Genomic DNA, 8111 nt, shown 5'->3' with positions numbered 1-8111 from the left:
AGAACCATATCCATAATTGCCGCTTGACCATATAATTCAAATGCTTCTGCGATTTTTTGTTTCGCTTCTGCCTCTGCTAAACCTTTTAACCTAATAACATCAGCCTCTGCTGTACCTTGCGCTTTTTGTACTTCCGCTTTCGCTTGACCTTGTGCTTTTTCAATTTCCGCCTTCGCTAAACCTTCTACACGTACTTCTTCTGCACGTGCTCTCGCTTCTGCTTCAATCTTATATTGATCCGCATCGGCTTTTTTAATTTGTTTTACTTTCTCTGCTTCCGCTGATTGCTCAACAGCATAGCGATCTGCATCGGCTTTTTTCTTAACTTCTGCATCATATTGCTTTTCACGACGCGCAATCTCTTTTTCTTCTAATTCAATTTGTTTCTCACGCTCAATGATTTTAACGCGCATTTGCTCTTCTGTAACACCTTGTTGTGCTTTCGCTTGTTGTAATTCGTAAGAAAGATCCGCATCTGCACGTGCTTGCTCTTGTTCCCTCTTATAGGACTGTACTTTTAATTCTTTATGTTTTTCAGCTTCAGCGATCTGTGCATCACGTTGATATTCTGCTTCTTTTGCTTCTTTTTCTGCACGTGCTTTTTCAATACGTGCTTCTTTTTCACGCTCTGCGTTCGCAATTGTTGCATCACGCTTAACTGTCGCAATTTGTGGCTGACCAAGCGCATCTAAGTATCCGTTTTTATCCATTATTTCTTTAATTGTGAAGGAAACAATGCGAAGTCCCATCTTCTTTAAATCTGTAGAAGCTACTTCATGTACCTTTTGAGCAAATTGCTCTCTATTACTATACGCATCTTCTACTGTCATAGAAGATAAGATAGCACGGAGATGCCCTTCTAAAACTTCTTTTGCTTCTATTTTTAACTCTTCTGTTTCTTTTCCTAAATATTGTTCAGCTGCCGTGGAAACTTCTTCAATTGTTGATCCCACTTTAATAATAGAAACACCGTTTACTGTGATCGGTACACCTTGTTTCGTATACGTATCACGTGTACCAACTTCTAATTTATAGTTTAATAAGCTTAAAGGCTCTGCTCTTTGCATAATTGGAACTACGAAAGTACCGCCCCCACGAATAATCTTAATCTTCTTTCCATCATCAGTGGTAACTACATTCTTTCCTCCACCAAGCCAGTTCCCTGTAACAATTAACGCTTCATCCGGACCAACCGTACGATACTTCGTAATAAATACTAAAATGAGTAGAATTAAAATTGCGAGTAAAACTCCACCGATAATTAATGGAATCGTCATGTAAATTCCCCCTTATAATTTTGGTTTCTTTAAAGAATAAGCGATGTTTTGTACAAGTAAAACACCATCTTGGACTCCCTCGATAATAACCTCTGTTCCTTGCGAAATGTCTTTTTTTCCAACTGTTTTAGCTGGGATTGCATTACTTCCAAATTGGGATGAAATTAATACTTCACCAAATCCTTCTGTAGGAATTGTCGTAATGACTTCTCCTTTGCAACCGATAAATTCATCCATACGTTGTACGGTATTTTGTTCTGCTTCTGCAATCGGCTTTAAAATTAATATTTTCATTATAAATACACCAATAAAGGATATAGCACATGCAGCCCCGAAAATAAGAATGCTATTAAAGGAAAATAAATATTCTCCTATATAACTAAGTCCACATAACATAGCGAAAAAACTAAGTAATAAAGTAACAACGGATACAGATCCGCCCCCAAAACTAAATATCGATTCAAATATATCTCCAAAGAAGATATAAATAACAGTGAGTATAGTAGCAATAATAAATCCATATAAATAAATTGTTTCAAGTGGATAACCAAACAAGACCATTTCTTATCCCCCTTTCTTAAACAATCCCTTTTTTGTTATGTGTATGCCCCACCTCTTTCAAAGATTATCGTTCTTAATTTTCAGTTATTTACCCTTTAAAGAAAAGCCTGTAAGACAGGCCTCTAAAAAAGAACAGGAGAAACCTATTGTGACAGGCTCCTCCTAGAAAATAACCGATATATTATATATCTATATAATATACTATTTTCCACAAAAAGTAAAGTTAAACATACATTGGAAAAGAGCTTATTTTACCGACAATTCGTATGTTCCATCGCCATTATCATATTTATATACATACAAGTAATACTTACCTGGTTTTGCATTAAATTTTGCTTCTATACGGTTCCCATTAGCTTGACCGTAAGCCGCATAATTTTGCATATCTGATTCATGGTGAAGTACCCATGTCATCCCAATTCCATACTCATTTAAAACAGAAATGTCGATATCTTTCGCTGATGCTACATTAAATGTATAAACATCAGTGTGGTCCCCGCCAATAAGACTACCTTTTATAGTACTATTTAGCCCGATACGATTTGCTTCCTCTGGACGATTATTTGGTTCTGATTCTGTTAAACTTCCATCTTTAATCGTAACAGTTGTTTCGCTTCTGCTCTCTTTTCCCTTATCATCTTTTACTCTTAACGATACTTTATAAGAACCTTCTCTTTCATATACATGTACTGGATTCACTTCTGCACTTGTGCTTCCATCTCCAAATTCCCATAAATAAGAAGCAATTTTTCCATCTTCATCGTTTGAGCCATCACTTTTAAATTGAATTCCCTCTTTTACAAGACCACTATAAGGGCCATTTATATTAACCGTTGGAGCTTTATTTTCTCCATCATCTTTTGCGATTCCATGGAAGACTACATCATATTCAAATTCATTTGAGCTATTCACACGATAATTGACAAAGTATGCTGTAACAGTTTTGTAGCCACTCCATTCTTTTTGCGCCAATTGTTCTAAAGATTCATTTACTCTTTTACTCATCGCTTTCCAATCTTCTGATTCACCTTTTGTGACACTACCTGTATACGTACCTTCTAATGTAAATGTATTAAAGAATTGAGAATTATGTTTTGTCATTTTTGTATCTTTCATAGGCAACGTATCACTAATTTCTTTCTTCACCGCTGCTAACGACTTCGTTGCATGTTCAGCTAAATAATCATCAGCTACTTCTGGTACAGTGTATGTATCTTGCTTATCAATTAACTGCTGCATATACTCTTGATACTCTTTATTTAACTTAGGATCTTTACTTAGATTTTCACGATATGCATCATAATTTTTTACGTCATTCGCACGAATCAAATCTTGAATTTTATCAAATGTTTCAAACTGATGCGTATATAAGTAAGACTGCAATGCGAACGAGTAATTATAGAAATCCCAAGAACCGTATTTAGCAAATAGTGTACGCTCTGCTGTATAACGGCTTGCAGGATCAGATGATAATCCGCTAATTATACTCTTTCTTGGTACAACGTTATTCGTACGAGTAGATCCTGCGAAAAACTCTGCATTTCCTTCTTGGAACCAAGTTAGCCTTTCATTTTGATACATATCTCCTCTTCCAAATAAACCAGGAACTTCATATCTCCCTTGCAGATAATGAGTAAATTCATGACGGAATAACTCTTCTAAACTATAAATACTTTGCTCTGGTGTACGCTCATATGTAAAGAATGTACCTGTCTCTTCTATATAAATTCCACCGTTGTTTGTTTCATATCCATACAATTGTCTATTTAACTGATATTCATCTGGACTATTATAAATTACGATCGTTAATACATCATCCGCATTTCCTGGCTCTAACGCTTTGTCATTTCCAATTACACGGTGATACTGTGCCTTTACTTCCTTCGCAGCCCAATATAGTCTCTTAATTTTTTCTTCTGATACTTTATCTCCTGTTTTGAACACAATTGATCCATCGTCGAATGTGTACGTTTTTGGTAAGTATTGCTCTTTTCCTTCTTTACGTATTTTCTCTAAATCTACTGTATTCCCGCTATAATCTTTACCATTATAATTTGTTGTAATTTGTTCTACTGCAACAAAATACGGTTCACTTAAGCGCGGGTACATATGCATTGCTTGTGTAACAACCTCTAATCCTTTATTCGGATTGCTATGAAATTTCCCTAAACGGCTAGCAAAATAAATGCCATTATTAACGAGCCATTTATTTTCTGGCGTTACTTCATTTAGAAGAGCAATACGATTTATTTCATTAATAAACCCATCTACTTTTCCATACCACATCGTTTCATTCGCTTCTTTACGAGCCTCAGTTAAGTACGACTGTATATCATAGTCAATACCTTGCATAATATCGTATATTGCTTGTCCCTTCATTCGATCATTTACATAAGTAGTATAATTATCATTGTATTGCTTTAAAATATTCGATGCGTATTGAACCGTTTCAACATCGCTTGAAGCATTACTAATTAATTTACCGTATGCAGATACGACTGTATCTTGTTCAACTGTACCAAGCTTAAAGTTTGGATTTTTTGCGATTGCTTTTAAAGCAGGTAAACATTTATCCTGGAAGCTTCTTTCATTTAAGTCGCTTAATTCACTATTATAAAATGCAAGATAAAAAGCTGAACGCAACACTTCAGTAAACGTTTGAATTCCTTTTGAATCATCTTTCGTAAATGAACTACCTCTATGAGCTAATTCATCTATAATGACTTGCATTTTTCCTTTATCTTTATAAAAAGCCTTTGCATCTTCATTAAACTGGAATAAGTCTGTAATTTGGTGCCACTTAATACTGCCTAACGTTTCAACTAATTCTTGATCATTCATTTTGTTTAAATCAGCCATTGAATAGCTGTCTTTAACTTGCTTTACTGCAGCTTTCTTCGTAATAGATGCTGGTCGCTGTGAAAAATCTCCTACTTTTAAACGTTCTTGAAATGATAAAGTTTCATCCACTTTTGAAATATGTCCAACTTCATCTACCGGCTTTTCAATTCCAACCGGTTTCGTTTTCAACACGTTATATGGTACTTTTTCTTCCGCTGCTGCATGAGTTTGAAGTGCCCCTAACGATAAAGCCATTGTACTAATGCTAAGCATCACTTTATTGATCTTTGATTTCTTGTTCATATCCTTGCCCCCTATTTTAATATTCCATTCAAGAATTTAACATAAAATCTGGATGTAACAATATAAAATGCAATATTTCATATTATTTCTTCCTATAATTTGTACATATCGTGAACGCATTGCTCTTTACCTCCCTAAAACAAATTACATCCTTTCACGTTATAAAAAGGGAATTTTTTGACAATTAAAAACTTAATTGTTATGATTATTATAATTGTTAACTTTATTAAATAAAGGTGGGATTCTATGATAAAAAAAGAAAACAGTGTATTTTATATCTCCTTCTTGCTAACAACATTATTCATTATATGGGGAATTACCCCAGCAAGTTGGATACAAGGCTACGATTTACAAAGTGTTACATCTTCTTTAAACTCATTTATCCTCAATAAATTTGGGTGGTTTTACTCTCTACTTATGACTACAATGATTATTTTGGCTGCTTATTTAGCATTTTCTAAGTACGGTTCTATTCGTCTTGGTAAAGATGGAGAAAAGCCAAAATATAATTATCCATCTTGGCTATCCATGTTGTTTGGGGCAGGAATGGGAATTGGACTCCTCTTTTATGGAATCGCTGAACCGATTTCACATTTTACAGATCCATTAACAGGAAAAGCAGGTACAGAAGAAAGCGCCAAACTCGCTATGCAATATTCATTTTTCCACTGGGGACTCTTTCCGTGGTCACTATACGCAATGGTCGCTTTAACAATTGCATATTTCACATTCCGCAAACAAAAAGGTAGCACTATCGGGGCTACAGTTACTCCATTATTTAATCGATCGAAAAATTCTCGTATCGGAAAAACAGTTGATATTTTAGCTGTTTTAGCCACAGTGTTTGGCATTGTACCATCTGTTGGGATTGGTGCTCAACAAATTGCTGGAGGATTAAGCTATTTATTCCCTTCCATTCATAACACTTTACTTACCCAGCTCGTACTTATAGCTATCTTCGCTGTTTTATATTTAACAAGTGCACAAACTGGCTTAGATCGTGGGATTAAATATTTGAGTAACTTGAATTTCTCTCTTGCAGGTATTTTACTCATCTCTTTCTTACTTTTAGGGCCAACCGTATTTATTATGAAATATTTCACATCTACACTCGGTTCTTATATTGGAGCTTTGCCTAGTATGGGATTAAATTTAGGAGCATTTAATGAAAAATCTTCTTCTTGGATTGAAAACTGGACTATTTTCTATTGGGGATGGTGGATTTCTTGGTCTCCATTCGTCGGCACATTTATCGCACGTATTTCTAAAGGGCGTACAATAAAAGAATTTATTTTTGGAGTTGTATTAGTCCCAACTCTTATCTGTACATTTTGGTTTGCAGTATTTGGTGGTACCGCAATTCATATGGAAATGTTCCAATCGCTTGGAATAGCTGATGAAATTGCAAAAAATGGTACAGAGATTGGATTATTTGCTGTTATTTCACATCTACCATTCTCTACATTTTTAACGATTATCGGGTTAATTTTAGTAGCCACATTTTTCGTTACTTCTGCTGATTCAGCAACATTTGTTGTTTCCATGCAAACGAGTAACGGAAGCTTATCACCGAAAAATAGTTTAAAACTTATATGGGGATTAACAATCGCGATAATTGCCGCTATTTTATTACAAGCTGGAGGATTAAATGCACTGCAAATAGCAGCTATAATTGCTGCGCTACCATTTTCTATTGTAGTCGTTCTTATGGTTACTTCACTCTTTAAAGAGCTACGAAAAGAAGATGTTAATTTGCAAACGAAAGAAGTTACGCAAAAAGTAAAAAAAGTTATGTAACGATTAGCACCTCAAATTACTTCTGAATCCGTAACAACTGAGGGAAAAGTAGATTAATAAAACCCATTCGTATGAAATATAATTTTCATACGAATGGGTTTTCACTCTATTATATAGTGTTGTAAACATGCCTTCTCCTCAAATCCTACTTTCTTGTACAATTTCATCGCACGATCATTATTCGTATTCAAACATAATTCTATCTCCTTCATTCCTTGGAAGGAAATAATATACTGAATTGCCTTTTGTAATAACCGCTCTCCGACACCTTTTCTTCTACTATTTTCAGCGGTTGCAATAAATTCGATATTCGCTTCTTGAAACTCTGGATTTACTTCCACATATACATAACCTTCTAACTTATCATTCTTCATACTTACAAATAATTTATTCGTCTTACTTAAACGTTCAATAATTTCGTTTCCGTCATAATACGTATTAGAAAACACATGATTGTGTAAAGCGATAAACTGCTCAAACACTTGTGGTAAAGCCTCTTCTACATTACATATAATACGGTGCTCCACAATATTATTTAAAACGAGAATACTATGTCGACCTTGTTCTTTTGCATGTAAATTCCTCATTAAACGGGCACAATTATTATTTTCCACATGATAAAAACCATAAAATCTCTCAATATGAAAAGGCACCTTTTCTATAAGTTCCTTCCACATATGTAAAGCAACTTCTTCCCAATTCTCTGCGATAATAAACGGTCCCCATATCTCTGCACATTTCTTTACTTCATCCACATCAAATCCTAATAAACCTATTAAATTATTATTCTCATAAGTAGCAACAAAAGATTGTTCCCAGCCTATATCTGAAAAATCATGAATAATTGTCTGTAACAACTCCTCTTTCTCATCTCCACAATAGCCAACATGATGAGTAGCATCTTTATTCATATTCGCAATAAATGCTGCCACCTCTTCAATTTTCAAAATAGAACTGACATACATAACCTCTCCTCCTTCACTAATATATTCACACCTTTTACATTTATCTCCTTCTAAAAAAGACATCACCATAAGCATATTTCAAAATGAAATCGCCATGATAATGTCTTCTCAAAAACTCGTATAATCATCTTACGTTATAATAAGATAAAACGTTTTTTTATTTCTTAAATAATCTCTTTCTAAATACAAACATACTCAGTGCTGAAAGAACTAACGCTATGCCTGAAAGTAATGTTGATGTATTCTCTTGTCCACCTGTTGCTCCTAATGATTTCTTACTTTCTTCTTGCTTATTAACAGCTGGTTTATTTTCTTTCACAACTTGATTATTCACGTTTTGTTCTTGGACTACTGCTGATTGATTTAC

At 34.5% G+C, this 8111-nt stretch carries 6 protein-coding genes; 1 reads left to right on the top strand and 5 read right to left on the bottom strand.

All coding sequences use genetic code 11. From position 1 onward, the window contains the following. From MR170_RS29000 to colA, 3 genes are all read right to left on the bottom strand, one after another. The coding region (locus MR170_RS29000; RefSeq protein WP_242310379.1) for a flotillin family protein at positions 1–1277 on the bottom strand (1277 nt) is incomplete at its 3' end. A gap of 12 nt (positions 1278–1289) precedes the next feature. After that, on the bottom strand, positions 1290–1838 hold the full coding sequence (locus tag MR170_RS28995; protein WP_016083604.1) for an NfeD family protein: 549 nt from the start codon (positions 1836–1838) through the stop codon (positions 1290–1292). Positions 1839–2084: 246 nt separating this feature from the next. Then, positions 2085–4982 (bottom strand): collagenase ColA, encoded by a 2898-nt coding sequence (gene colA / locus MR170_RS28990; protein WP_029441520.1) that lies wholly within the window; start codon positions 4980–4982, stop codon positions 2085–2087. Positions 4983–5228: 246 nt separating this feature from the next. Between colA and opuD the strand changes: the two genes are divergently transcribed. Then, a complete protein-coding gene (gene opuD, locus MR170_RS28985) occupies positions 5229–6779 on the top strand; it encodes a glycine betaine transporter OpuD (protein WP_043935552.1) in 1551 nt (516 codons plus the stop codon). 101 nt (positions 6780–6880) lie between these two features. On the opposite strand, the gene MR170_RS28980 is transcribed toward opuD, so the two are convergent. Together MR170_RS28980 and MR170_RS28975 are read right to left on the bottom strand one after the other, a co-directional pair. After that, positions 6881–7744, bottom strand: a complete 864-nt coding sequence (locus MR170_RS28980) for a GNAT family N-acetyltransferase (protein WP_048565109.1) — start codon at positions 7742–7744, stop codon at positions 6881–6883. Positions 7745–7901: 157 nt separating this feature from the next. Further along, positions 7902–8111 (bottom strand): LPXTG cell wall anchor domain-containing protein (locus MR170_RS28975; protein ID WP_242310377.1); only part of this gene is annotated, 210 nt, incomplete at its 5' end.

This window comes from Bacillus cereus group sp. BfR-BA-01524 (assembly GCF_022662595.1).
Taxonomy (GTDB): Bacteria; Bacillota; Bacilli; order Bacillales; family Bacillaceae_G; genus Bacillus_A; species Bacillus_A thuringiensis_S.
The sequence above is the reverse complement of the archived record's forward strand: the minus strand, read 5'-3'. Positions and strand labels throughout refer to the sequence as shown.

Coding starts and splice junctions, on each gene's coding strand:
- MR170_RS28995 (WP_016083604.1), bottom strand. CDS start 1,838: ATGGTCTTGTTTGGTTATCCACTTGAAACAATTTATTTATATGGATTT.
- colA (WP_029441520.1), bottom strand. CDS start 4,982: ATGAACAAGAAATCAAAGATCAATAAAGTGATGCTTAGCATTAGTACA.
- opuD (WP_043935552.1), top strand. CDS start 5,229: ATGATAAAAAAAGAAAACAGTGTATTTTATATCTCCTTCTTGCTAACA.
- MR170_RS28980 (WP_048565109.1), bottom strand. CDS start 7,744: ATGTATGTCAGTTCTATTTTGAAAATTGAAGAGGTGGCAGCATTTATT.